This window comes from Ruminococcus flavefaciens 007c, from assembly GCF_000571935.1.
GTDB lineage: Bacteria > Bacillota > Clostridia > Oscillospirales > Ruminococcaceae > Ruminococcus > Ruminococcus flavefaciens_F.
In genome coordinates, this window is record NZ_ATAX01000035.1 from 129,413 (window position 1) to 152,230 (window position 22,818).

23 protein-coding genes are annotated in these 22,818 nt (G+C 46.9%); 18 read left to right on the forward strand and 5 right to left on the reverse strand.

The genetic code is table 11. From position 1 onward, the window contains the following. The first annotated feature begins 7 nt into the window (after positions 1-7). Complete coding sequence (locus RF007C_RS14505) at positions 8-1,294, forward strand: galactokinase (protein ID WP_037301048.1); 1,287 nt, start codon at positions 8-10, stop codon at positions 1,292-1,294. A gap of 174 nt (positions 1,295-1,468) precedes the next feature. Here the strand turns inward: RF007C_RS14505 and RF007C_RS14510 are convergent, their stop codons facing one another. Beyond that, on the reverse strand, positions 1,469-3,634 hold the full coding sequence (locus RF007C_RS14510; protein WP_242836312.1) for a substrate-binding domain-containing protein: 2,166 nt from the start codon (positions 3,632-3,634) through the stop codon (positions 1,469-1,471). 307 nt (positions 3,635-3,941) lie between these two features. Here RF007C_RS14510 and RF007C_RS14515 point away from each other — a divergent pair, with 307 nt between their 5' ends. Further along, positions 3,942-4,451, forward strand: a complete 510-nt coding sequence (locus RF007C_RS14515) for an RNA polymerase sigma factor (protein WP_019680773.1) — start codon at positions 3,942-3,944, stop codon at positions 4,449-4,451. Positions 4,452-4,469: 18 nt separating this feature from the next. After that, a complete protein-coding gene (locus RF007C_RS14520; RefSeq protein ID WP_037301051.1) occupies positions 4,470-6,908 on the forward strand; it encodes a beta-propeller domain-containing protein in 2,439 nt (812 codons plus the stop codon). Between the two features lie 115 nt (positions 6,909-7,023). Here the strand turns inward: RF007C_RS14520 and RF007C_RS14525 are convergent, their stop codons facing one another. Genes RF007C_RS14525 through RF007C_RS14535 form a run of 3 tightly spaced genes read right to left on the reverse strand, consistent with a single transcriptional unit; the run spans position 7,024 to position 8,764 of the window. Then, the gene (locus RF007C_RS14525) at positions 7,024-7,392 is read right to left on the reverse strand and encodes a zinc ribbon domain-containing protein (RefSeq protein ID WP_037301053.1); all 369 of its coding nucleotides are present in this window, start codon (positions 7,390-7,392) and stop codon (positions 7,024-7,026) included. Between the two features lie 37 nt (positions 7,393-7,429). Continuing rightward, positions 7,430-7,813 carry a hypothetical protein gene (locus RF007C_RS14530; protein ID WP_037301056.1) on the reverse strand — a complete coding sequence of 128 codons (384 nt, stop codon included), beginning with the start codon at positions 7,811-7,813 and terminating at the stop codon, positions 7,430-7,432. A gap of 12 nt (positions 7,814-7,825) precedes the next feature. Then, complete coding sequence (locus tag RF007C_RS14535; RefSeq protein ID WP_037301059.1) at positions 7,826-8,764, reverse strand: calcium/sodium antiporter; 939 nt, start codon at positions 8,762-8,764, stop codon at positions 7,826-7,828. Between the two features lie 297 nt (positions 8,765-9,061). On the opposite strand from RF007C_RS14535, the gene RF007C_RS14540 reads away from it, so the two are divergent. From RF007C_RS14540 to RF007C_RS14560, 5 genes are all read left to right on the forward strand, one after another. Next, positions 9,062-10,414, forward strand: a complete 1,353-nt coding sequence (locus RF007C_RS14540; protein WP_019680768.1) for an SLC13 family permease — start codon at positions 9,062-9,064, stop codon at positions 10,412-10,414. 91 nt (positions 10,415-10,505) lie between these two features. Next, positions 10,506-11,102 carry an AAA family ATPase gene (locus RF007C_RS14545; RefSeq protein ID WP_019680767.1) on the forward strand — a complete coding sequence of 199 codons (597 nt, stop codon included), beginning with the start codon at positions 10,506-10,508 and terminating at the stop codon, positions 11,100-11,102. A 155-nt stretch (positions 11,103-11,257) separates the two neighbouring features. Beyond that, positions 11,258-11,821 carry an RNA polymerase sigma factor gene (locus tag RF007C_RS14550; protein WP_037301132.1) on the forward strand — a complete coding sequence of 188 codons (564 nt, stop codon included), beginning with the start codon at positions 11,258-11,260 and terminating at the stop codon, positions 11,819-11,821. Between the two features lie 12 nt (positions 11,822-11,833). Continuing rightward, positions 11,834-13,285, forward strand: a complete 1,452-nt coding sequence (locus RF007C_RS16705; RefSeq protein ID WP_051456696.1) for a hypothetical protein — start codon at positions 11,834-11,836, stop codon at positions 13,283-13,285. A gap of 100 nt (positions 13,286-13,385) precedes the next feature. Beyond that, the gene (locus tag RF007C_RS14560; RefSeq protein WP_037301061.1) at positions 13,386-13,793 is read left to right on the forward strand and encodes a hypothetical protein; all 408 of its coding nucleotides are present in this window, start codon (positions 13,386-13,388) and stop codon (positions 13,791-13,793) included. Positions 13,794-13,916: 123 nt separating this feature from the next. Here RF007C_RS14560 and RF007C_RS14565 read toward each other — a convergent pair whose 3' ends face one another. Beyond that, on the reverse strand, positions 13,917-16,148 hold the full coding sequence (locus RF007C_RS14565) for a glycosyl hydrolase (protein WP_037301064.1): 2,232 nt from the start codon (positions 16,146-16,148) through the stop codon (positions 13,917-13,919). Positions 16,149-16,452: 304 nt separating this feature from the next. On the opposite strand from RF007C_RS14565, the gene RF007C_RS14570 reads away from it, so the two are divergent. The 10 genes from RF007C_RS14570 to RF007C_RS14615 all read left to right on the forward strand — a co-directional run bounded on the left by RF007C_RS14570 (position 16,453) and on the right by RF007C_RS14615 (position 22,792). Beyond that, complete coding sequence (locus tag RF007C_RS14570; protein ID WP_019680762.1) at positions 16,453-16,812, forward strand: hypothetical protein; 360 nt, start codon at positions 16,453-16,455, stop codon at positions 16,810-16,812. Continuing rightward, entirely contained in the window at positions 16,809-17,444 is a 636-nt protein-coding gene (gene nth, locus RF007C_RS14575; RefSeq protein WP_037301066.1) for an endonuclease III, read from the forward strand. Before RF007C_RS14570 ends, nth begins: the two co-directional genes overlap by 4 nt. A gap of 109 nt (positions 17,445-17,553) precedes the next feature. Beyond that, complete coding sequence (locus tag RF007C_RS14580) at positions 17,554-17,949, forward strand: secondary thiamine-phosphate synthase enzyme YjbQ (RefSeq protein WP_019680760.1); 396 nt, start codon at positions 17,554-17,556, stop codon at positions 17,947-17,949. A gap of 3 nt (positions 17,950-17,952) precedes the next feature. Beyond that, positions 17,953-18,666, forward strand: a complete 714-nt coding sequence (locus tag RF007C_RS14585) for an NAD-dependent protein deacylase (RefSeq protein WP_037301068.1) — start codon at positions 17,953-17,955, stop codon at positions 18,664-18,666. A 280-nt stretch (positions 18,667-18,946) separates the two neighbouring features. Further along, positions 18,947-19,297: a cupin domain-containing protein gene (locus RF007C_RS14590; protein ID WP_019680758.1), complete on the forward strand. Its 351-nt coding sequence runs from the start codon at positions 18,947-18,949 to the stop codon at positions 19,295-19,297. Further along, the gene (locus RF007C_RS14595; RefSeq protein ID WP_051456697.1) at positions 19,297-19,743 is read left to right on the forward strand and encodes a GNAT family N-acetyltransferase; all 447 of its coding nucleotides are present in this window, start codon (positions 19,297-19,299) and stop codon (positions 19,741-19,743) included. Before RF007C_RS14590 ends, RF007C_RS14595 begins: the two co-directional genes overlap by 1 nt. Before the next feature lie 215 nt (positions 19,744-19,958). Continuing rightward, complete coding sequence (locus tag RF007C_RS14600; RefSeq protein ID WP_037301069.1) at positions 19,959-20,639, forward strand: dockerin type I repeat-containing protein; 681 nt, start codon at positions 19,959-19,961, stop codon at positions 20,637-20,639. A 295-nt stretch (positions 20,640-20,934) separates the two neighbouring features. Next, positions 20,935-21,747: a hypothetical protein gene (locus tag RF007C_RS14605; RefSeq protein ID WP_037301071.1), complete on the forward strand. Its 813-nt coding sequence runs from the start codon at positions 20,935-20,937 to the stop codon at positions 21,745-21,747. Positions 21,748-21,845: 98 nt separating this feature from the next. Beyond that, positions 21,846-22,280, forward strand: a complete 435-nt coding sequence (locus RF007C_RS14610; protein WP_019680754.1) for a GNAT family N-acetyltransferase — start codon at positions 21,846-21,848, stop codon at positions 22,278-22,280. A gap of 11 nt (positions 22,281-22,291) precedes the next feature. Beyond that, positions 22,292-22,792: a GNAT family N-acetyltransferase gene (locus tag RF007C_RS14615; protein ID WP_051456698.1), complete on the forward strand. Its 501-nt coding sequence runs from the start codon at positions 22,292-22,294 to the stop codon at positions 22,790-22,792. The last annotated feature ends 26 nt before the right edge of the window (positions 22,793-22,818 follow it).

Sequence of the window (22,818 nt, forward strand, 5' to 3'; positions counted from 1 at the left end):
CGGATTTATGGATATTCACGGATTGATAAGCGGTATCTCGGAGGGAAGATTTGACGATCAGCTGCGAAGGCTCTACGGAGCGTCGGACAGAGCGGTATTGAGATCAAGAGCGCGTTATCTCAGTGCCGCAGAGGGATTTTCACGGTTCTGTCCCCTTTGTGAGGAGATACACGTATATTCCGCTCCGGGAAGGACGGAAATAGGCGGAAATCACACCGATCATCAGCACGGCTGCGTTCTTGCTGCAGCTGTCAGCCTTGATATGATAGCTGTAGTATCTTTCAGGGATGACGGAGTTATCCGCATAAAATCGGAAGGCTATATGACCGACGAGATCGATCTCGGTGCCCTTGAGGTCAATGACGCCGAGAAGGGAACTTCAGCTGCGCTTATACGCGGTATAGCCGCAAAATTCACGGAAATGGGAGTTAATATCGGCGGTTTTGACGCATATGTCACCTCAGAAGTGAAAAGCGGCAGCGGTCTGTCCTCATCGGCGGCATTTGAGGTACTCATAGCCTTTATCATCAACGAGAAGTATAATGAGGGCAGGGCTTCTTCCGCAGAACTGGCGGCGATAGGCAAGTTCGCGGAGAATGTGTATTTCGGCAAGGCCTGCGGACTTATGGATCAGATGGTCTGTGCCGCAGGAGGCTTTGTAGCTGTGGATTTTGCGGATCCTTCGGCTCCTGTCGTAACCTCTGTGGACTTTGATTTCGATAAGGAAGGCTACTCGGTCTGCATAACCGATACAAAGGGCAGTCATGCAGATCTTTCCGAGGATTACAGCGCTGTTTCGGCAGATATGCAGCAGGTCGCCGACGCTATGGGAGCAAGCTGTCTCAGGGAGGCTGACGAGGAGGAGTTTTACAGGCTTATCCCTCAGCTGCGGAACACCTGCACGGACAGGGCACTGCTCCGTGCTGCGCATTTCTTCGCTGAAAATGTCAGGGCTGCCGAGGAGACAAGAGCCCTTTCGGATGGCGATACAGAGCGGTTTTTCGGGCTGGTGGAGGAATCGGGCATTTCCTCGGCGGAACTGCTGCAAAACCTGTATACCGTGAGAAAGCCCGAGGATCAGCCTCTCATGCTAGGCATAATGCTCAGCAAGCGTTTCCTTGGAGGCAGCGGAGCCGTCCGCGTTCACGGAGGGGGCTTCGCAGGGACGATACAGGCTTTTGTGCCCGGCTATCTTGCAGTGGACTATGCTGCGGAAATGGAGCGCATATTCGGCGAAGGCTGCTGTTACGTGCTGACGGTGCGTCCTGTGGGAGGCTATGAGCTGTTATTATAATGTATACCGAACAGCTGACAAGACAAAAAAGCAGCACCTGTACTGTGATAACATACAAATACAGGTGCCTTGCTTTGTACTCAATAAACAAGGGCGGCTCAGGTACGTTACGTCCAAAGGAACAAACGGTATGTTCCTCTGTGCGTAACTGACCCGGCCGCCCGAAGCAGCTTTTTATTTTGCCATATTACGGTACTGGTTGGGAGTGACTCCCACAGTAGCCAGGAACTGGCGAAGAAAGTATTTGCTGTCAACATATCCGCACTGCTCGGCTATTTCGGCCATACTCAGGGGAGTAACGGTCAGGCAGTAGGTAGCCTTTGCCATGCGGGCATTGATGCAGTCCTTGTGTATGCTGACGCCGAAGCATTTCTTGTATACCTCGCGGAGGTGTCCTGCACTGTAGGGATAGAGCTTCTGGAGCTTCTCGGACTCAAAGCTGTCCTGTGGGTTGCTGTAGATATAGCTGCGTATATTCAGCATATCCTCGTAGTGAGGACGCATACGCATCTCCATTTTTTCGCGCTGGCGGTCAGCAAGTATATCCGAGCACAGTCCCGTGAGCTTGGTATAGGATTTTTCGCTGCACTCTACTGCTGCGCATACGAAGGAGTCCAGCCCGTACTGGTCTATGTAGATATTATGCTGCAGCATAATGGAATTGAGCCTGTTTTCCAGCAGAACGATATCGGTTTCGCCCTGTATTATGCAGGCGAAGGTATTGTCGTTTATCCTGCCGCAGATGTCGCTGCTTCCGCAGAACTGCGTAACAGCCTCGGCTGCGTCTGTTATGGCTGGTATCTTACCGCTGAGCTCATAGAAGCCTGCATTGGATATGCCTATCCTCATCATAACCAGACAGCACTGCTGGTTTTCGATGTCGAGGGTGTGGTAAGCCTTTCTCATGCCCGTATCATTGTACATACCCGTGAGGGTATCACGGAGGTCGGAAAGGTTCTGGCACTGGGTAAGGTACTGTATATCGTTCTTCATGCGCAGGAACTCAAGACCGTTTGAGACGGATTTGAGCCAGTTGCGGTAAATATCATCATAGGTATCGGGATCGTGATACTTCAGTATGAGATGACCGAAGAGCCTGTCATTGAAGAACAGCGGATTGAAGTAGTATACCGCAGGCTCGAAATTTCTGGAAAGAAGAGCTGCGAAGTTGTACTTCTGCATATCAAATGGCGATCTGTCATCCCAGCTCACCATGCTCTGACAGGAGAGAATATCCGCCAGCTCGGCATCGCTGTCGTACCAGTTCTTGTAAAGGCAGAGATAGAAGCTCTGTATGCCCCTGACCTGCCAGTGGAAGGTACCGCATATATCAATGAAATCATTGAGAGTCCTGCATTCCGTGAGCTTCTGGTCAAGGGGATTGAAGAGGTTCCAGTTGTCGTATTCTCTTTTCATCCTTGCGCTTTTCAGCTCCTGGGTATACATATCTCTGTCGATGCCGCAGGTGCAGCTGGTGCCGCAGATTATCTCGCCCTGAGGGGGAGAGAAGAGAAATTCCCTGTTCTTTAAGCGGCTGTATACCATATTTGCGGCGTCCTCGCCTATGCTTTCGCGGTTACGCCTGTATGTAGTGAGTATTGGCGTGTGCATGAAGCGGTCGCCGACAAATTCATAGCCCACAACGGTGACGTCATCGGGGACCTTTATGCCCAGCTCGTCAAAACGGTCGATAAGACCGTAAGCCATATAGTCATTGGTGCAGACAACAGCCTGGGGGAGCTTCAGCTCGCCCTTGTGGTAGCGCTCTGCCAGCTCTTCGCCCGAATTCATCCAGAAGTTGCCGTAGATCACTCGTTTTTCGTCATATTCCAGACCGTGCTTCTCCAGTGACCTGCGGTATCCGTTGACACGCAGATTTGAAGCTTCGATTGTGGCAGGGCCTGTAATTATGTCTATTTCTGAGAATCCGTGCTTTTCGATGAGGTGATCCGTAAGATCCTCAATGTCGTTTTCATCACTGGTATTGATGAAGGTACAGTTCGGCAGATCCATTTCGGGGAGATAGGTCCCCGCGATTACTACGGGAATAGTTTTCCGTGAGATGTAATCGGCGATATTTTTTCTGAGCTCTTCGTTTACGAAGGATTCCGAAGTAACGATCAGACCGTCTATCTCGTCCGAGAGAATGAGGTCGTAGATCTTGTTTTCACAGAAGAGCTCCTTTTCCTTTACATTGGGATTGTAGTTGTTGGAAAAAATGATGGTGTCTATGCCTACGCACTGATCGAATCTTGCGATCCCTTTTATGATCTGACGCTGTTCGATACTGTTTGCTTCTGCTGTCACAACGCCGAAGATCATTCTTTTTTTCTTGATCAAGTTTCCCACCCCTGTGTTACCGATATTCCGAAAAGGCGGCAGCGTCTATAGTGAAAAAGCCTGTAAATCGGATATATCAGTAGAAGTTAACTTCATTATACATTAATTATTCAAAATTGTCAATGAACTTTTCTGCGTTTTTTCCACCAAAACTGCATTTTTGACGGTTTAATATTTTTATACCGGTATAACGTACAATCAGAGGAAACGGAAGTTGTGCAAATTGCTGATTTTTTGTGCTTTGTGCAGCAATCTGCCGCTTTTATGACACTTATGTTATGAATTCGAATTCAAAGGAGGGATTCGCATGAACGACTTTTCAGCAGACGTCAGACTCGCCCGTGAAGGTGATACGGAAGCTTTTGCAAGACTATACTCCACTGTATATGAAGACCTTTATCATATAGCGCTGTACAGTCTGCGCAGTCCCGACGATGCTGCCGATACCGTCAGCGACACCGTACTGGACGCGTTCTGCTCAATAAAAAAACTGCGCAGCCCCGAAAAATTCCGGAGCTGGATAATGTCTATACTCGCTGTAAGGATCAAGAGGAAGCAGCGCTCGTATTTCGAGCCTTCCGAGGAACTTAATGAAAACAGCAGTCTTACTGACAGCTTCAGCTTTGAATCCGTAGAGCTGAGAGAAGCAGTGGCCAGGCTCGATCCCGAGTCTCGCCTGATGTTGTCAATGTCGGTGCTTGGAGGCTATACCAGCGGAGAGATCTCCGATATATGCGGTATGAAGCCCGGCGCTGTGCGCTCAAAGCTCACAAGGATAAAGGAAAGATTAAGACTGGAATTAACTCCTGAAATATGAACCGAAAGGAGAATAATTATGAACAATGACGATAAGCTCAGAGAGCAGCTCAATTCAGAGCCTGTTCCGGAGAGGCTCAAGCCCGAGAATATAAAGAAGATGCTTGATGAAAAAGCCCCTCAGAAAAAGAGAAACGGTATTGCCGTAACCAACCGTATCGCAGCTGCTGCGGCAGCCTGTGCTGTCATCGGCGGAACGGCTGCTTACGGACTGAACAATGGAAAGTTTGATAAAGAAAGTACATCCGGATTCAATGAAAATGTCTCCAAAGGCACCACATCTGCCGCTGATGAAGAGTCGGGAAATGAGGTGCTCAGGAAGCAGCAAAGCTATATGAGCGGCGCAAAGGACTACGATCAGGTCTATACGCTGTTTGAAAAGGCTTCAAAAAAGGCTGAAAAGGAACGCAGGAAAAGTACCAAAGGCTTCTTCGGAATAAATAACAAGAAATATGCTGTGGAGGATACGGTCAGCGCGATCACTGATGAAGAAGGGGGTTATGTCGAAGAAGCAGATGAGGCAAAGAATTATGTTCAGGCTCCTACTGTTGCTGCCGAAGAGATGAACGGCTTTAAGAGCGATAACATTAATAACGAGCCCAACATTCCCGAGATCGAACCTCAGCCCGCTGACGATCCCGCAGAGGATCCCACAGAATCCGTTACAGTAACTGAAGAACCGACAACTGCTGAGCCCGAGACAGAGCCCGATCAGGAGAAGGATCCCGAATATTCCGACACATACCATCAGGAACAGGATGTTCTCGAATCCGATATTGTAAAGACCGACGGGAAGCATATCTACTATCTTTCAAATATGCTTGAAAACGGCTATAACTATGTTCCGAAGCTCCGTATAGCCGACGTTAAGGACGGAAAATTCACAGCCAGCAGATCCATAGATATCATCGATGCCGTTGAAGATAATGCCGGAAGTGAGTTAACTGCCGAGGATATGTATATCTATAATGATATGATAGCTGTAATATGCAGCTGCGACAGCGGTATGAAATACTATGATATAAATGACAGCGACTCAAGATATTATGAGCGGCGCACTGTTGTTGCATTCTATTCCACAGGCGATGATCCTCAGCTCATAGACGTATATCAGCAGGACGGAAGCTTCAGCGATGTCAGGATATCACCTGACGGTTATATGCTCCTTATAACAAATACCAGCACCGTCAGATTCGATGAGATAAAGAGGAGCTCCAATACCAACAGGTACGTGCCCAGCTGCGGAATAGGCGGCTGTTACGATGTTGTGGAGCCCGAGGATATACTCCTTCCCGAGGACGGCTTCGGCTCGACAGAATGGCTCTCATACTCAGTTATAGGCAGCCTTGACCTGAACGAGTCGGGCGCTCCCAAGGCTCATGACATAAAGACGCTGGCAGGTTATTCGGGAAGTATCTACTGCTCCGCCGATAATCTCTATACAGCAGCCGAAAAATACGATGGTTCCAATACAACAGATATCACACGTATCTCCATAAAAGGCGGAGATATTGTTCCCGAGGCAGGCTGCAATATCAATGGCAGCGTTAAGGATCAGTTCTCCATGAGCGAATACGACGGCTACTTCCGCGTGGCTGCTACCTATACCGCGGTTGAGAAGGATTACCACAAGTATTCCGATGAGCAGAGCGGCATCGAAGACTTTCTGGACAGAGTATTCACAAACAGAGGGGACGGATATTATACCTATCGCAGCATGAAGACCGATAGCAGAGTCTATGTTCTCAATATGGATATGGAGCTTGTCGGCAAGGTGGAAGGTCTCGGCGAGGACGAGCAGCTCAGGTCTGCAAGCTTCAGCGGAAATATGGCCTATGTAGTTACCTTCCGTCAGACAGATCCTCTCTATGCAGTTGATCTCAGTGATCCCGCATCTCCTCAGGTGCTTGACGAGTTCAAGATCAACGGCTTCAGCACTTATATGCAGAGCTGGGGAGATGGGCTCCTCTTCGGCTTCGGTCAGGACGCTGACGACAACGGCAGGCTTACAGGTCTGAGAATGACCATGTTCGACAACTCGGATCCCAATAACTTAAAGGCTGCCGATGTCTATACCTGGAATAATGATTACGGCGATGATACCAATGTAAGTGTATTCTACAGTTCAGATGCTGTAAGCCAGAGAAAGTGTCTCCTGATAGCTCCCGAAAAGAACCTTATCGGTGTCCCGCTATATATTGAAAAGAATGATTTTGATCCTTACAGTGATGGATACGGCTATACCTCATATACTCAGTATCAGTTCTTCAGCTTTGAGGACGGAAAATTCGTTCATAAGGGCGATATTTCAGCAGAGAATGACTTTGATGACTACAGGATCGACAGAGGCTTCAACAGAGCTCTTTATATAGGCGACTATGTATATGCGCTCTCGGGAAATAAGTTCGTAGCGGCTGATATCAACACTATCGAGATCACTGACGAGCTCGAATTCTGATGAGCTGATAAGGTATTTATAACAGTTATTGACAAAGCCCCTTCGGAAGAAGGGGCTTTCTGTATTGCTATATGCTTCTTTATCAGGACCGTTCATGTGAAAACGGGGCTCTTTGTTATGATTTGAATGCTGAAAATACGGAAAATGCCGAAAACGCTAGCGGCAGCAGGAAGGTACCGCAGGATATCAGGAAAAATGAAAGCGCGCCAAGTATTATATACAGCTTTCCGCTTTTCGGGTGGCCTCCTGATGTGTGAATTACACCGAGTATGATGCCGAAAAAAGGTATCATCAGTGATAGTACGATAAGTAACGGCTGCGGTGTGTCAGGTCCCTGAGCCTGAAACATCGGTCTTGTCTGCTGTCCTCTTGCCTCGAAAGCCGAGTTGGGAATGTCATCTGTTTTGGTCTCAAGGAATGAATTGCAGTAAGGGCACTGTCTCTCGTGATTGGAAACAGATGCTCCGCAGTGGGGACAAGTCATATTTATATCCTCCTGTTATATGTTGTTTATAGTCGTCTCAGGTCAGTGCGGCTGCCATAAAGGCTATCAGGACGATAAAAAGTATGAATGCTGCGAATGTAATAGCCGAAACTGCCAGATATGTTTTGCCCGCACGTATTTCGCCGTGGCTGAGGCTTATAAGTCCGTAAATAAAGCCTACCAGCGGGCAGATAATCGAGAATATGATGATAGCTGCCTCAGCGGGCTCGTTCTCCTTGCTGTAAGTGGGCATAATGGGCTGATAGGGAGGACGGTAAATGTTCTGAGGCGGTATATTACGCTGCGACGGTGGCGGCGGATAAGCACCGTATCTCCTGACAAATTGCGGATCCGGAGTACCGCAGAAAGGGCAGTTAGGCTGCATTCCGCTGAGCTTTGAGCCGCAGGTCTCACATTTCATAGTAAATCCCCCTTATCTGACAAAGATATAAGCTGTATAGCCTGCGTATACCGCAAGCATGAGAGCTCCGTGCCAGCGGAGCAGTTTCTTTTTAGGCAGACAGAGCAGAAGCACCAGAAGGCTCATGGCTATGAGGACTGTTGCGTCTACCGTGTTTTTCATAGTGAAGGCTATGGGCGATATAGTTGCTGCTATGCCGAGAACGAAGAGTATATTGAATATATTGGAGCCTACTACGTTTCCGAGTGCCATGTCCACTTCGCCCTTTCTTGCGGCGACTATGGAGGTCACAAGCTCGGGAAGACTGGTTCCCAGGGCAACTATGGTCATGCCGATGAGGTTGTCCGACATACCGAAGGCGCGGGCAATATCCGAAGCACTGTCCACTACAATTTTTCCACCTAAAGCAATGGCAGCGGCTCCGCCGGTAATGCAGAGCAGACATTTCCACACGGGCATTATCTTATATTCATCCTCTTCGGAAAGCTCTCCCGAGGCGCGGGCTTTTTTTGCCGAGCTTATCATCATATAAAGGAATACGATAAAAAGCGCAAGCAGTACAGCTCCGCCCCAGCGCTGTACTATACCTGTGAATGCGCCAAGTCCGAGAAGAACGCCTGCGGCACCTACGGAGAAGGGAAGATCCTTTCTCAGAGTGACTTTGCTTATGACCATGGGACACAGCAGCGCACAGACTCCGCACACCACCATGAGATTGAATATATTGGAGCCCACGGCGTTGCTTATGGCAAGGTCGTTCTTGCCCAGCACCGAGGCACTGACGCTTACCGAGGTCTCGGGGAGGCTGGTGCCCATGGCGACGATGGTCATTCCTATGATGAGTGAGGGAACCTTAAGACGTTTGGCGACGGCCGAACTGCCGTCAACGAAGAAGTCGGCACCCTTGATAAGCAGGACGAAGCCTGCTACGAGCAGTATGTATTTAAGCATATAACCCTTTCTTTCCGAAACTTGAATTATAGGTTCACATGAACCTCATATAAGTTCTTTAGTCTTACAGCATATATTATTATACCATATATTTCTGAGTTTTGCAATACCTCTTGACAGTCTTACTAAAAAATTAACACTTATTTGACAAATGGGAACAGATTGACCAAAAATTAACAAGAACGGAAAAAAATCAATTTTTGCCTTGAATTAGGCTTTTAATTGTGCTATAATTCGGAATAGTGCGTTTTCTTATTTAAATAAGAAAGCAAATTTTGCTTTTTTGGAGGTTAATATATGGCAGCAGCACAGATATTTGCCGTTGTTATCTTCATAGGGATGTTCGTTATGATAGTCCTGGACAAGATAGAACGTCATATAGTCACCATCGGCAGCGGTATTCTTACGCTTGTGGTGGTATTCGGTATATGTATGCGCAGCGGCAGCGCAATTATGGACACTCTTGCGATCAGGAGCTTTATTACCAAGGATTTCTGGTATCAGGTCACGGAAAGTGAGAGCAAGGGTATAAACTGGGCAACTATCCTGTTCATCGCAGGAATGATGGTCATGGTGGAAGGCATGGCCAAGGCGGGCTTCTTCAGATGGCTCTGCATGAAGATAGCTTACATGGTAAAATGCAAAACAGTGCCTATATTCATCACTTTCATGGTGATGTCGGCTGTACTTTCAATGTTCATCGACAGTATAACCGTTATCATGTTCCTGGCAGCTGTTACGATAGAGCTGGCTTCACTTCTCAAATTCAATCCCGTGCCTATGATACTCTCAGAGGTATTCTGCGCAAACCTTGGCGGTTCGGCTACGATGTGCGGAGATCCTCCGAATATCATCGTGGGTACATCCCTGGGATTCTCCTTCTTTGATTTCCTTTCCAATACAGGACTCTGTGCGGCTATATCACTGCTCGTATCTGTCCTCTTCCTTTACTTTGCATTCCGCAAGGAGATCACAGGAGGCAAGCACGAGCCTGTTGATATGAGCAAGTTCCCCAAGCCCTCGGAGGCTATCACAAACAAGAAGGACTTCATTATCAGCTGCATCATCTTTGCTATGGCTGTAATACTTCTTGTTACTCATGCTACAACACATCTTACAGTTGCAAGCATAGGTATCTTCATTGCAGCTGTAACTCTTATCGCCTTCGGCAAGCACGCTCTCGAGCTCATCAAGAAGGTGGACTACAAGACACTTCTGTTCTTTATCGGACTTTTCATAGTCGTAAGCGGACTTGAAGAAACAGGCATACTCAAGCTTATCGCAAACTTCATAGGCGACATCAGCGGCGGAAATGTAATGCTCATGATCGCTATTATCCTCTGGGTATCAGCTATCGCCAGCGCCTTCGTGGACAATATTCCCTTTGCAGCTACAATGGTGCCTGTTATACAGAGCCTTGCGGAGACATCGGGCGTACCGATCTCTACTCTGGCATGGTCACTGGCTATGGGTACCGACATCGGCGGCAGCGCTACTCCTATCGGAGCCTCCGCAAACGTTGTGGGCACATCGGTGGCACAGAAGAACGGCTATCCTATCGGCTGGGGCAAATACTGCAAGAAGCTTGCTCCTGCAACTGTAATTGTCCTTACAATCTCAACGGTTTACCTCTTCGTGCGCTATCTCTGATGCGCTGCAGAAAAATCTTCCGTATTTATTGCTTTACGGTCACGTTTGTGATATAATAATCCAAACAGATATTATATAAGGAGGAATACTTATGCCACAGGTCATTATTTCAGTAGGTCGTGAATTCGGAAGCGGCGGCAAGGCTATTGCCGAGCAGCTCGCAAAGCGTTTCAATATCCCTATATATGACCGTCATCTCATTACGGAGATCGCTGACAAGACAGGTCTGACTCCTGAAGAGATCGAGAAATACAACGAAAAGCCCAAGAACCACATTCTCTCCCGCAGAGTCAACGGTTACAGCAACTCCATCGAGGACAATATCGCCGAGATGCAGTTCAGCTTTCTCAGGGAAAAAGCTCTCAGCGGTGAGTCCTTCGTAGTTGTTGGACGCTGCTCGGAAACAAAGCTCCGTGATTTCAAATGCCTCGTTTCGCTCTTCATTCTCGGAGATATGAGCGAAAAGATAAAGAGAGTCATGGCTATCTACGATCTTTCGGAGGACAAGGCAAAGGCTTTCATAGATAAAAAAGACCGCAAGAGAAAGCGTTATCACAATTATCACTGCGAAGGTCACTGGGGTGATTCAAGACTCTATGATCTCAGCATAAACAGCTCCAGACTCGGTATTGACAAGACCGTAGATCTTCTTGAGGAGTACATAAACGCTAGAATAAACAATGGATAATACTACGGCGGATACTTCACAGTGAGGTATCCGCCTGATTTTATATTGCGGTGAATATAGTTAAATGATAAATATTTATGCAGATGTGCAACGTTTATGACAGCTCCGGTGAATATGTATATGAATGGATCCATATCACAGAAAGGAGGGAGCAGATGACTCACAGCGAATACAGACTGCTGCTGGAAAAAGACAGGAACAGCGCTGTTCGGGCGCTGTATGACGAGTACGTCAACTACGTCTATACCATAGTGTTCAACCGCCTGCGCTGCTGCGGCACCCGTGAGGACGTCGGGGACTGCGTTATTGAGGTATTCTATGAGGTCTTTTCCTCGTACGATGAGAGCGCTGCTTCTTCCGAGGATATAAAGGGATTTATAGGCACTGTTGCTTACAGGAGAGCGGCAAATATGTACCGCAGTCTGTGCAGAAAGAACCGATGCGTACAGCTGAGCGACGAGCTTTCGGCGGCGATACCCTCTGACGAGGATATTACGGATAACGCCGAGAACAATGAAAGGAGACATATGCTCCTTGATCTCATCAGCAGTCTCGGCGAGCCTGATTCCACTATAATTATGCAGAAGTTCTTCTATGGGCAGAAGGCTGCCGATATTGCGGAAATGGTACAGCTCTCGCCTATGATGATAAGAGTCCGCAGCAGCAGAGCACTGAAAAAGCTGCGGAAGCTTCTTGACGATAAGGATATAACCATCTGAACGGAGGTCATTATGAAAAAACCTGATCTTAGTTTATTTGATAATGCGGACAAGCAGACCGTTGAAAGGCTTGCCGCGGATTATCGCGCTCTTGACGGCAGAGAGCAGGAAAAGCTCTGCGGCAGGCTGTTGGAGCGTTGCGGAGCTGCGGAGCTGCGTGACGGTGAGGCACAGGTAAGCGGTGTTGAGCAGTACCGCAGGCCTAAGTGGAAAATTGCTGCGAGCATAGTCTCGGCAGCTGCCATGCTGTTTTTCGGAACAGCAGCTGCTCTCCATGTTTTGCGCGGACAGGACAAGAATATTTCTCCCGCTGACAATGTGAATACAGAGACAGTCACTGTGACTTCGGCTGCTGAGGAGGTCACTTCAGAGAACGTGACAGAGGCCTCCTCGGAAGCGCTGCAGAAGCACGGAAAAGACCTGAAGGAATACGATATGTCCACTCAGAAGGGCGTTTATTTCAAAATGCTCAACTGTATAGACTATTACGACAGGGCTTCGGGAAAGCTGACCGAGTCGGATAATAAGTTCGGCACCGTAAATGAAGTGGAATTCCAGACTGATCTTATCTCTGGCCGCTCCTACAGCCATGTGGTGATCTCTCTGCTCGAGGAGTCGGCTGAGGGGGATACGATCAGCAACTTCCTGGAGTACAGCGACGGCGAGAACATTCATACTTATGATTTCATAACAAAGAAGCATGATTATCCTTATGGTTACGGTACGGGCAGCGTTAAAAAAAGAGCAGAAGAAGTTTTTGATATCCCCGATAGTGAAAGACATATCATCGATGAAGCAAAAACGGATCACTGGGCATACAGGCAGGACAGCACGAATGTCCGCTATGCTCATGACTGCCTTTGCAATCAGGAAATGATATTCGGCTTTCTCTCAGACCTTGACGGATGGCACATTGAGGGCACAGAGGATTATATCGGCAGGGAATGTGTTGTGATAAAGGGAAGTCTCGGCGGAGACTACGGTGAAAAGCTGGGAGTTTCGGACTTTGAGTTCTATGTTGACAGTGCTACGGGAACTATTCTTAAATATATCGGCAATAACAGCAGCGGAGAATGTACCTCGTATATGACAGTCCATGAGATAGCCTTTGACGATGAGGCAAAAAAGGTGAGGGCTATCCTGTACATCGATAAGGATATGACCTCTGTTGCCGAGTCCGGAAAGCTTAAATACTCTACCAATGAAAACGGTCAGACCTACGGAAAGGACAGCGACGCTGCTTATCCCGAAGATATGCCCGAACTCATAGCTGTTATCGGAGATAACGGCAATGAGGGTTATGTCTATAAAAGCGAGCTCTTTGATGACGGTATCAGGAATCCCGAGGAGGCTCTTGAGTACGAAAAGGCAAAAAGAGAAGGCAGATACGAGCCGAAGGTCCTGAAGGTCTATGAGGCAGACGGAAAAACTGTCATAGATACATTTACGGAAAGTGTGAATTGAAAAGCTGCAATGCCGCAGAAGCACTTCGGGGACTGTTGACACTGTGATAAGGCTGTGCTATAATTGTTACTGACTCAAATTGTTATTCAGAGGTGATAATGTGGAGAAATATGATGTCATACTGTATGATATGAATAGTGCTTCCGAAATAAAAGGTACGGTTTATGCCGACGAAGGCGATACATCCGATGATATTATCCTTGAAATCTCAGTCGGAAAAAACACTATAACAGAAAAAGCAGATAGTTATCTTGCGGCTTATCAAAAACTAAGAGATGAGCTGCTGAAAATTGGTTTTGGATTAAAATGCAATGGTTCACTTATAAATGCAAATCAATCCGGGATGATGTCATATACTTCTAGGATATACCTTGTGGAATTGGGAAAGCAGGCGTTGACAAAGGATATAGTTAATATCTGGGATCATTGTGATATGACTTCTTTTCCCGATACGAAAGAACAAAATAATTATATCGAAAAATGGTTTGACTCATTTAAGCGTATATAATGAATCAGATCACCAAACAAAAACAAAGAAAACGCCCCGAAGCGATACTGTATCACTTCGGGGCTGATTTTCTATATGGTTACTGACCGATGATGGGGGGATTATCATCTGTGTTCAGACTGCTCATTTTTCAAAGGGAGAGAGGGTCGTGACCTTCTTCAGGAGGTATTCCTGTATAAGTACAGCGTCGTCTCCCGTCAGTCCTTTGGTATTGGTGTCAACGTCTGCCTGTAACTTGCCTGTTTCGGTAAGATGATGCTTGTCGCTTCCGTTCTCGCCGTACTTATCGGGATTTGCAAGAGCCTGCATTATGAGTATAGCGTCTGCAAGGTCAACTGTGCCGTCGCAGTTTGCGTCGCCCCAGAGGGGTTCGAGAGCTCCGCCCATAAGGTAATGGAACTCGCAGCTGTCGATAGTATAGGGCTGATCTATAGCCTTTTCGGAAGCAGCGTCCCATGTATTGGACCACCATACCTGTACCTCGCAGGTCTTGAAGTTGTCGGGCATTTCATTGAGATCAACGTGTACCGTAAGCTTTCCGTCCTTGTCGGCGGTGCCCTTCCACTCTATGTTCTTCCAGTCGTCTGCAGTTGTACCGAAGCCTACTGCACCGCCCAAAGAAGCGTTTGGAGCGCCTGTGATGCTGATCTGCATCTCCTTGCCTATTGCAAGTGCGGGCTTGTCGGGAATAGTTACGGATTTCTTCTGTATCTCAAACTTATAAGCCGTTGTGGTGGTAGTCAAATTGGGATCGGTGGTAGTCGTTGTAGTGGTTGTTGTCTTGGAAGGATCGGGAGGAGTAACGTCATCGCGCTGATAGAGGTTTGCAGGGAGCTCGTCAAGAGTTATGCAGTAGTCGCTCTGATACATGGCGATAGTGTCCTCCTTGGTGTTGAAGGTGGGATTTGACAGGAAGTCTGTAGTATCCGAGCCTCCGTCGTACCATGTGCAGAAGTAAAGCCATGCAGCGCCCTCCTCCTGCATTTTTTCGGGAGTCGAGAAGCAGTCGTTCTCGGCAAGGGAGATCATCTTTGCACTGTCGTATTTATCCATGATACCGTAGAATGTGGAAGCAAAGGGACTGTCATTGTGGTAGTACCTTGCGCTGCCTGTTGACCAGTCGGTGCAGCTGTACTTGTCGTAGCCGATGATGTCAACGTAAGAATCGCCGGGGTACCAGTCCTTTGAGGTATCAAAGTTATAGCTGTTCCACTCCCATATAAGGTTGTGGCAGTTGAGATCATTCGTGAGGGTATTGTATGTGTATATCCAGAGCTTCTTATAGGCTGCGGAGCCTTCTCTGCCCCACCAGAACCATGAGCCATTCTCACCGCCGCCGCCTTCTGCCTCGTGGAGAGGTCTCCAGATAACGGGTATACCCTGTGCCTCAAGCTTATTGAACTCCTTGGCGAGAGTTTTCAGCGTGGAGAGGTAATATTCATTCTCCTTGGTGCCTTCCGTTGCGGCCTTTGAGGGAGAGAAATCTGTATCCTTGGCTGTATATGTGGTCTGTGACCAGTCCATCTTTGTGCCTATAGTGTAGTTTGCAAACTGCTTGGGAACATTGAGATGATAGGAAGCTGTGGCGATACCGCCCTTATTCTTTACCCAGTCGATGATACGGTCTGTGGAGCCGTCGTCGCTGCCGTAGAGAGGGCAGCAGAAGTTGCCGTAGTCAAAGCCCCGGATAGCCGGATAGTGACCTGTTGTGTTCTTGAGGTACTCGAATTCGGTCTCAAGGCCGTGAGGTCCGCCGCTATATATCTCCTGCTGTCCGGAGATTATGTGCTTGCCGTAAACCTCGGAGAGGTAAGCCATAAGGCTCTGAGTCTCCACCGTGGCCAGCTGATCGCAGGGTTTTATCTGCTTTGCTTTGACCTTTACGGCGTCCATAGGCTCTGCGGTAAGGTAATCGAACTGAGACCAGCCCCAGGATTTCTCGATGACGATATTATTGTCTCCTGCCTTCAGCATGACAGCAGGCACAGCTATGGCTGTATACTCCGTTCCCTGAGGGATGCCTATGGCACCCTGTGATGTGCCGTTTACCGAGAGATTCTGCTGTTTGTCGCTGCCTATGCCGTAAGCATAGAATGTCAGCTTGTAGGGCCCCGACTGGTCGACCTTTACTGTCAGCTCTATGGTTCCGCTGTCAGTCATTTTAAGAGCCGAACCGCCGCTGGCGGAAGAGTCCTTCTCAACAGTGACATCCCCTGAGATCTTTGCGCTCTCAAATTCCACCTTTACCGGAGCGTCAGCAGCAGTTACGTATGAAGCGCTGTATAATGCACCGTTGATGGCCATTGCAGCAGACATCAGTGCAGCGCCCGCTTTTTTTATCATTTCTGTTTTCATACTTAATATCCTCCTTTTTGAACAAAGCTTTCCTGTACTTTAATTATAGTGCTATTTTTAGCTAAAATCAATGATCGTAACAAAAAGTTTCCATTTATGCATAAAATTTCGTATGTACGCACAATGAACGGCTGCTGCTTTACAGCAAAAAGCTCAAAATTGACTTAAATTCAGCTTAAATAATAATTCTTAAAGCCAAAATCAATATTTACATCTCATTCACAGGTTATATGTTGACAATATAAACAAAAAGGTGTATAATTTCTTTAGAGTTTCGTTTACTTTGTTCATGGAGAGTGAGAAAATGACCGAATATCTTACTAATTATATGAAATACGTTCAGGAACGGCTCGAAAAGTGTACGGGAGCAGAGGAGCTCGGCGAGATCATGGCGGAGCATAAAGATAAGATAGCTTTTATGCAGCATGAAAGGATAGTTCATTTTCTGGTGACCATGATGTTCGCACTGATACTTGCGATATTCATAGCCGTATTGGTGTTTACATCTAATATACCCGTACTCATTCTCGTGACCATGATACTGGTCCTGCTCATGTTTTACATCAAGCATTACTATTTCCTGGAAAACACGGTCCAGAAGATGTACAGAGTGTATGACGATATTCTCGAAAAGCAGAAAAAACTGAAGGAGACTTCCGAATGACAAAGAAGGAGATCGCAGCACTGGCTGCGGAGGAGCTTGAAAAGCTCTATCCCGATGCAGAATGTACCCTTGATTACTCCAAGCCCTATGAGCTCATGTTTGCTGCAAGGCTTGCGGCTCAGTGTACAGACGCAAGGGTAAATATCGTCACAAAGACTCTATTTAAAAAGTATCCCACTCTTGAAGCCTTTGCAAATGCCGATCTTGAGGAACTGGAACAGGACGTAAAGCCCTGCGGCTTCTATCATACCAAGGCAAAGAGCCTGAAGGAGATGGCAGGTCAGCTCATCAATGACTTCGGAGGCGAGGTCCCCGATACTATGGAGGAACTTCTGACATTATCGGGTATCGGCAGAAAGACGGCAAACCTTATGCTGGGTGACGTTTTCGGAAAGCCAGCCATCGTTACGGATACCCACTGCATACGTATCACGGGACGTCTCGGACTCACTAAAAACAAGGAGCCCGCAAAGGTGGAGAAGGATCTTGCAAAGCTGATCCCTCCGGAAAAGTCTTCGGATTTCTGCCACAGGACGGTGGAATTCGGACGGGATATATGCAATGCGAGAAAGCCTAAATGCGGAGAATGTCCGCTGAATTACTTCTGCAAATACTATGCGGAAAGGACGTAGATCATGGAGCCTGCAGGACACTTTGACTATGTTCTTTGAGCTGTGCCGCAGGCTGTCCGAAGCTTTCAGCCCTGAAACAGATCTTGATTTTATGAAAGGATTGATATAAATGCTTTTTAATTTTAAACTCAGCACTCCTGCCGAGGGACTTGTTGACATAACAAATGAAGTCAGCGAAGCTGTAAAGGAAAGCGGTGTGCTTGAGGGTATATGTATAGTTTTCTGTCCGCATACAACTGCGGCAATAACCATAAACGAGAACGCAGATCCCGATGTACAGACCGATTTCATTAAGGGCATGGACAGATTCTTTCCCGATCTTCAGATCTTCCGCCATGCGGAGGGCAATTCGGACGCTCATATCAAATCCTCGGCAGTGGGCGCCAGCGAGACTCTTATCATAACCGGCGGAAAGCTCCTCCTCGGAACATGGCAGGATATTTACTTCTGCGAATTTGACGGCCCGAGAACAAGAAAATTCTTCGTTAAAGTTATAGGAGATTGAGCCATGGACAATATCGAAAAGCTTGCGGAAATAGTAAACAATTCCCATAGTATCGTATTTTTCGGCGGTGCGGGAGTCTCTACGGAAAGCGGTATACCCGATTTCAGAAGCGTTGACGGCCTTTACAGCCAGCAGTGGGATTACCCTCCCGAGACTATCCTCAGCCATACCTTCTTTATGAGTAAGACAGAGGAGTTTTACCGCTTTTACAGGGCGAAAATGCTCTGCCTTGACGCAAAGCCAAATGCTGCCCACCTGAAGCTTGCTCAGCTTGAAAAGGAGGGAAAGCTCTCTGCTGTGATCACTCAGAATATAGACGGACTTCATCAGGCAGCAGGCAGCAGGAAGGTCTATGAGCTCCACGGCAGTGTTCTGCGCAATTACTGCACGAAATGCGGAAAATTCTACGATGTCAGGTATATAATTGACTCCGAGGGAGTGCCCAAGTGCGAGTGTGGAGGCATAGTAAAGCCCGATGTGGTGCTTTACGAGGAGGCTCTTGACGACAGCACGGTCAGCGGAGCGGTCAATGCCATTGCTTCTGCGGATACTCTCATAATTGGCGGCACATCGCTGAATGTATACCCTGCCGCAGGTCTTATAAGGTATTTCCGCGGAGAGCATCTTGTGATAATAAATATGGCGCCTACCCAGATGGATAAGAACGCCGAGCTTCTCATATGTGAAAGGATAGGAGAAGTATTTTCAAGGATTTAAGAGGCGGTGTCTGGCAGCGTAATGACATCAGCCGATTTATCAACCCTCTTAACGGCTGGCTGCGGTATGGGTGCAAAAGCGCCTGAAGATCCGCAGCCTCCAACCAAATACAGCCTTACGGAGGCTGCGCCGCGTTATGCGGAAGGACCTCTGCGATGAGCAGCTTGTCCCTTGCAGCAGCTGAGATGTAATGGTTCAAATAAGGCCCGGAAGAGTTCAGAGAACAGCTTTCGGGCTTTGCTGTTTGCAGCAGAAGATTATTATAAAGGAAGTGCTGATTATGGGGAATTTCCCGGATTTTATGAAAAGAGAAGCCAATAAGGTGCCGGCGGAGCAGCAGAATACTCCCGATATAGAGGGCTGCTACTATACTGCCGCTGACGGGAGTCAGATGGCCTTCTGGACCTGTAATGCTGACCGGGTCTCAAAGGAGCATATCCATGATTACGACGAGTACATGGTGTGTATCGAAGGGGAGTATACCGTTACTGTAAACGGCGAAGCTACAGTGCTCCATGCAGGTGATGAGCTTTTCATACCCAGAGGCGCCCTTCAGGGCGGAAGCTGCAGGGCAGGGACAAGGACTATCCATGCCTTCGGCGGTAAAAGGATAGAAAGCGGTGAAAAGTAATGGAGATAAGGACGTTTACGACAGATATGAGCGAAAAGGTGACGGATTTTCTTGCAGAGGTGTTCCCACAGGTCGGAAAGCCCTTCGAGCCAGATGGCAGGCACTCAGAATATAAGGATATAAAAGGGAATTTTGAACTGTTCCTGTGTCTTTTTGACGGTGAAAACATAATAGGGACAGTTGCTGTGAAAAAACTGGACAGCAATAATTGTGAGTTGAAATGCCTTTATCTGTACGAGGAGTATCAGGGGCGGAAGCTGGGTTACAGGCTGCTGAACGAGGCGGTGGAATATGCGAAAAAGAACGGATATAGGAGAATCTTGCTTGATTCGATGTCGAGGTATCAGAATGCTCTGAAACTCTATGAGAAGTTCGGCTTTGTAAACACGGAAAGGTACAATGACAATGCGAAAGCGGACGTATTTATGGTGAAGGAGCTTGTATAAAGCCGTTTTTATAGCTCAGATTAACGTATCAGCGTTGATATATAAATATCATATATGTCATATATCATTAAATAATCCCTTTGGTTTTTGTAATATACCACAAATTGTTGTAAGCCTTGCGCAACAAATGGGCAGCAGCAATAAATGACTGGTATAATATACTTGTCGGACGGAGATCCGGCAAATAATGATTTTTCAGAAAGGGATTATTAACAATGAAAAAGTCAATCAAAAGAATCACAGCAGCAATCTCAGCAGCAGTAGTATGCGCACTTCCTACAGTTAACGCTATTACATCAAGCGCTGCAAAAGCAACTCAGAAGAATACTTACAAGATCGAGACTATCATGCACGGAGGCAGTGACAGAGTTTATTTCCTTCACATTGACAGATACTTCAATTCTGCAATAAAGAATTCTGTTACACTGCGCAATTCTTCATTCCAGCTTCCCTGCAACAGCTTTTCGGCAAAAATGCCTCAGCAGGGCAGAATGGTATTCAGCGCTGAGTCTTCTGCTCTCAGAAGATATGATGGCGTTGTAAGCATCGATACATTTGATGTTCCTGCATCTGTAACTCCCGCTCAGTTCAAGTGGAACTTCTATGCTACAGCTACCGGCAATTATTACCTCGGCGACGGCACACTCTACACTGAGTATGAGGACAGCATGGAAGAAAGAGTTCACCTCGTTGGCGACGCAAACGGCGACGGCGTGATAATGATGAACGATGTAGTTGTTATCCAGCAGTACCTCATCAATGTTCTCGATGAAGATGAGATCGATCTCATCGCTGCTGATGCAAATGGCGACGGCACGGTTGATGAGAATGACGGAGAGCTTATCCAGAGATACCTCCTCGGCTCGATCAACAGCTTTGCTGATTATCAGTTCTGATCTTGACTGAAAAGAAATTTTTACGAAGCAGACCTCACTACAGAGGTCTGCTTTTTGTGCATATTGACTTTTACTCAAATTCGGTAAAATGTGCAAATTAACGTATCAGCGTCGATTACTGAACATATTGAATCTATATAAACATATATCATACAAAGATATTCACAAATATTGTAGCTTGTTACAAACTTCGGTTAACCGGGCGCAACAAATGAGCAGGAGTGGAAAATGTGCAGTATAATAATTACGGAGGCAAGATCCTCCGAAAATCAATACAGAAGGGAATATGTAAAAAATGAAAAACACTATGAAGAAAATTGCAGCATCATTATCAGCAGCAGTATTGTGCGCTATCCCCATGGCAGGCAGTTTAACTGCTAATGCAGCCGAACAGTACACAACTTACAGAACATCTTACTTCATAAAGCATGAGAATGCAAACATTGAAGAAACAAGCATCACTGTAACAACCAAGAAGGGTCTTACTAAGCTTGGAAGAAAGAACTTAAACAACACTGGCAGGATATATGATATCCACGGTTCCGGCGGTCAGACATACGATCATATAAATGTTGTTTGGAAGAGATACACCGGTGATATCGGCACTCAGGCGTTCAAGAAGAAGGGACTTCTCTACAACGAGACATCCAAGACAACTTATGGCGGAAAGTTTGAGGATTACCTCGTAAGCAATACTGCGCTCGATATTCAGGCTAAGGATACAAACGGCGACAGTGCAGCTGAGAGAATTGGCTACTTTGCTGTAAATGTTGGCGATGTTACAGGCGCTTTGAATTCAACATCTTTCAAGGATTTCAAGGCTGACGGCATCACAGGCATGGATGCTCTCGAAGTTCAGAAGCTCGTTAAAAAGGGTGTCACAAATATCGCAGAATACTCTAAGACTGTTGATTATTCATCTGCAAATAATGAGTCTGTTAAAACACTCAGAGCTATGATTGCAGGCGATATCAACAACGACGGAAAGCTCACAGACAACGATGCTACTGTTATCATGTACTGGATCGTTGGCCGCGTAAATGATTTCTCACGCTTTAACGGTGTAGCTGACAACAAGATCGTTGATATGGCTGAGAACATGAAATAATCAGTTTCGTTCCCCGCGGACTTTCTTATGAAAGTCCGCTTTTTTATTGACATATCCCCACAGGATGATATAATATAATTAATAAGGGGGAGATTTCTATGATAAGAGAGATCACAAATGCTGATTTTGACGGACTTATGAAACTGTATATGGAGCTCCACGATAATCCTTTTCCCGAAAAAGACGATAGAGTATTGGCTGTCTGGAACAGGATAATGAATGACAAGGATCACCATATTATAGTCGCGGATATTGACGGAGTCATTGCTGCTTCGTGTGTATGTGTGATAATACCTAACCTCACCCGCGGTCAGCGGCCGTATGCCTTTATCGAGAATGTGGTTACTTCAGCTAAATATCGAAGGAAAGGCTTTGCTACTGCCTGCCTTGACTTTGCACGGGAGCTTGCAAGAAATGAGAATTGCTATAAAATGATGCTCCTCACAGGCTCCAAGAAGGAAGGAACACTTAAATTCTATGAGAATGCAGGCTATAACAGCAGCGATAAGACGGCCTTTATACAATGGTTGTAAGGAATGTGTGTATGACTTTAAGGGAATTTCAGAATACTGACGCAGAAACGATCATAAGATGGATAAGAAGCGAAAGAGAGTTTCGTGAATGGTGCGCAGACAGATATGACCATTATCCGATAGATGCGGCAGATATAGTTTCAAATTACGGGAATTGCGGCAGAAGAGGCGGGTTCTTTCCTCTGACTGCCGTCGATGACGATAATGTCCCTGTAGGACACCTTATCCTCAGATATACCGATACGGAAAAAACTACCGTCCGCTTTGGATTTGTCATCATTGACAGCAGCAGACGCAGTGAAGGTCTGGGAAAGAAAATGCTCGGACTTGCCAGAGAGTATGCCGTTAATAAGTTGGGAGCGGAGACGCTCACACTCGGAGTTTTTGAGAGCAATCAGCCGGCACTTAACTGCTACACTGCCGCCGGCTTCCGAAAAGCAGGTGGAACTGATGTTTTTGAGGTCTTCGGTGAGAAATGGCGTGTTATTGAAATGTTCCTTCGAGTTCGCTGAATTCCGTCAGTCTGATTGTTAAAATA

Bases quoted from the DNA above. Each gene is read 5' to 3' on its own strand.
- nth (WP_037301066.1), top strand. From the start codon at position 16,809: ATGACAAAGAAGGAGATCGCAGCACTGGCTGCGGAGGAGCTTGAAAAG.
- RF007C_RS14610 (WP_019680754.1), top strand. From the start codon at position 21,846: ATGATAAGAGAGATCACAAATGCTGATTTTGACGGACTTATGAAACTG.
- RF007C_RS14585 (WP_037301068.1), top strand. From the start codon at position 17,953: ATGGACAATATCGAAAAGCTTGCGGAAATAGTAAACAATTCCCATAGT.
- RF007C_RS14530 (WP_037301056.1), bottom strand. From the start codon at position 7,813: ATGAAATGTGAGACCTGCGGCTCAAAGCTCAGCGGAATGCAGCCTAAC.
- RF007C_RS14520 (WP_037301051.1), top strand. From the start codon at position 4,470: ATGAACAATGACGATAAGCTCAGAGAGCAGCTCAATTCAGAGCCTGTT.
- RF007C_RS14550 (WP_037301132.1), top strand. From the start codon at position 11,258: ATGACTCACAGCGAATACAGACTGCTGCTGGAAAAAGACAGGAACAGC.
- RF007C_RS14570 (WP_019680762.1), top strand. From the start codon at position 16,453: ATGACCGAATATCTTACTAATTATATGAAATACGTTCAGGAACGGCTC.
- RF007C_RS16705 (WP_051456696.1), top strand. From the start codon at position 11,834: ATGAAAAAACCTGATCTTAGTTTATTTGATAATGCGGACAAGCAGACC.
- RF007C_RS14605 (WP_037301071.1), top strand. From the start codon at position 20,935: ATGAAAAACACTATGAAGAAAATTGCAGCATCATTATCAGCAGCAGTA.
- RF007C_RS14595 (WP_051456697.1), top strand. From the start codon at position 19,297: ATGGAGATAAGGACGTTTACGACAGATATGAGCGAAAAGGTGACGGAT.
- RF007C_RS14505 (WP_037301048.1), top strand. From the start codon at position 8: ATGGATATTCACGGATTGATAAGCGGTATCTCGGAGGGAAGATTTGAC.
- RF007C_RS14515 (WP_019680773.1), top strand. From the start codon at position 3,942: ATGAACGACTTTTCAGCAGACGTCAGACTCGCCCGTGAAGGTGATACG.
- RF007C_RS14590 (WP_019680758.1), top strand. From the start codon at position 18,947: ATGGGGAATTTCCCGGATTTTATGAAAAGAGAAGCCAATAAGGTGCCG.
- RF007C_RS14525 (WP_037301053.1), bottom strand. From the start codon at position 7,392: ATGACTTGTCCCCACTGCGGAGCATCTGTTTCCAATCACGAGAGACAG.
- RF007C_RS14545 (WP_019680767.1), top strand. From the start codon at position 10,506: ATGCCACAGGTCATTATTTCAGTAGGTCGTGAATTCGGAAGCGGCGGC.
- RF007C_RS14565 (WP_037301064.1), bottom strand. From the start codon at position 16,148: ATGAAAACAGAAATGATAAAAAAAGCGGGCGCTGCACTGATGTCTGCT.
- RF007C_RS14535 (WP_037301059.1), bottom strand. From the start codon at position 8,764: ATGCTTAAATACATACTGCTCGTAGCAGGCTTCGTCCTGCTTATCAAG.
- RF007C_RS14540 (WP_019680768.1), top strand. From the start codon at position 9,062: ATGGCAGCAGCACAGATATTTGCCGTTGTTATCTTCATAGGGATGTTC.
- RF007C_RS14615 (WP_051456698.1), top strand. From the start codon at position 22,292: ATGACTTTAAGGGAATTTCAGAATACTGACGCAGAAACGATCATAAGA.
- RF007C_RS14600 (WP_037301069.1), top strand. From the start codon at position 19,959: ATGAAAAAGTCAATCAAAAGAATCACAGCAGCAATCTCAGCAGCAGTA.
- RF007C_RS14580 (WP_019680760.1), top strand. From the start codon at position 17,554: ATGCTTTTTAATTTTAAACTCAGCACTCCTGCCGAGGGACTTGTTGAC.